A 1,885-nucleotide genomic window follows, 5' to 3' on the forward strand; every position below is an offset into this window, starting at 1 on the left:
GTGCCATCGCCCGAGTTATAGATGTACGTGTCGAAGCCAGCGCCACCGACCAGCAGGTCATTGTCCCCAGCACCGCCCGCCAGAATATCGTTGCCCGCGCCGCCTTCGAGATAATCCGTGCCGCCTTGCCCGAACAACACGTCGTGGCCGCCACCGCCAAACAACTCGTCGGCCGCACTGTCGCCGGTCACCGTGTGGCTGTCGTCGGAGTCGAAGATGAATTGCCGGTCGGTCGTTAGAACAGAGTTGGTGACGATCTCATAGCCGGTCGCCACGTCTTTGAAATGAATATTTCCCTCGGAGGTAGCGTGATCGAGCTGATTCAGCGCGACCTTCTCCTTCAGAAAGATGGCGCGGTCATCGAGATAGCGGGCCGTCAGGGTTCCGGCACCCGTCGTTTCGTCAAAGAGATCCAGGCCGCCGCCTTGTGCATGCGCGGCATACAACGCGGTATTCGCGGCCTCCGTGTCGGCGATGACCGCAAACGGATTCAGTTCCTTCAGGGCGTAGCGATAGGCCAGCCCTGCCGGTGTATTGGCATCAGCGATAGCAAGAATGGCGGCATGGTCCCGCGCGGGGTCCGTCAAATCGTCGATCGTGAAGATGACTCCTTGGGCCTGCAGGGCACTTACGCGGTCTTTGACTTCTTGGATTGCCGCATACATCTGGTTCCGATTGGCAAAATCTCCAAAACCGCCCACCCGCGAATTGACGGGCAAGGGATCGGCCGGAGGCAATGCGGGATCACGAAAGAGTTTCCGAAAGGCATCGACCGTCTTTTCCAGCGAATCGCCCTCGGCGACATCGGGCACATTGAGTGGAGCAACCGTATCGGCCTTCGCACTGGAGGCAGCCTTGATCAGGAGTTCCGCGCTCGCCTGCCCATAGTGGGGGTCAATGGTCTGAATCAGTTCCTGCGTCACAAGCGAATCCACCATGAGCGTGATGGAATGGGTGTTCCCACTTTCGGTGAAGCTCGGGAGTGGCACGCCGGCAATCAGCGGCTGCCCTTCGATGAACACGGAAATGGCCGGGGCATGCACGCCGGCATTGGCGACGAACTGGAGATCGTTGGTGGTCGCCTGGCCGTAGAGCTGCGTGATCTTCGCAAACGGGCCTTGGGTCTGGACCTCACCCGGTGATGGTAAGGAGGCCACCCCGGTCGGAGCGAAGAGCGCCAGCGTGGCCGCCTTCGCCCACTCATACCGGGGATCGCCGTAGAGACTCGTCGCACCTTGGTCGAACGGCCGCCAGCTCGATCCCTGCTGGTCATAGAGCGCCTTGGCTTGCTCGTATGTCGTGTCGTGGGGAAAAGAATCGAGTGCATTGTCCGGGTTATCCAAGACCGACCGGAAGTAGGTCAACATGTCCTGGATGCGACTTTCTTCGGCAGCCAGCCCCGGCACCTCGCCCGGCACATGTCCCCGCCCGGCCCCGTTGAAAATGTAAGTATGCGTAACGTCGGCCTCGTGCAGTTCGGTGAACACCGTGGCCAGATGCCCGCCCAATGAAAACCCCGTCACATTGAGCACGGCCCCCGCCGGGAGCGTCCCGCTTGCCTTGAGCGACTGGTAATAGGCCTCCATGGCGACGAGTTGCCCAAAGGCAAAGCCGGAGGCGCCGATCTCTACATCCGCTCCAAACAGATCCCGCTCGCGATCCCCGCCTTCAGCCGCCGGCGCAGACTCAGTGCTGCGGAAGGACAGGGTGTATTCCCCAGTCGTCCGATCACGCATGAGGGTCGCCGAAAACCCTGTCGCATCATTGGCGTGGTGGTCGAGGATGTCGTAGGTACTGAGGAAGCGATCAGCCAGCACATTCGTAAAGCGGGTCTTGCCGGGAAGGTTGCCATTCGCATCTGGCTGGACAAATCGCGTGTCATTAT

General features: G+C 60.6%; 2 protein-coding genes. One reads left to right on the top strand and one right to left on the bottom strand.

Going from position 1 to position 1,885, the window contains the following annotated elements:
• On the bottom strand, positions 1-1,532 hold a 1,532-nt coding region (locus tag AB1555_20030; GenBank protein MEW6248967.1), incomplete at its 3' end, for a hypothetical protein.
• Between the two features lie 63 nt (positions 1,533-1,595).
• On the opposite strand from AB1555_20030, the gene AB1555_20035 reads away from it, so the two are divergent.
• Positions 1,596-1,885, top strand: a 290-nt coding sequence (locus AB1555_20035; protein MEW6248968.1) for a hypothetical protein, incomplete at its 3' end; no start/stop codon positions are given.

This window comes from Nitrospirota bacterium (assembly GCA_040755395.1).
Classification (GTDB): domain Bacteria; phylum Nitrospirota; class Nitrospiria; order Nitrospirales; family Nitrospiraceae; genus DATLZU01.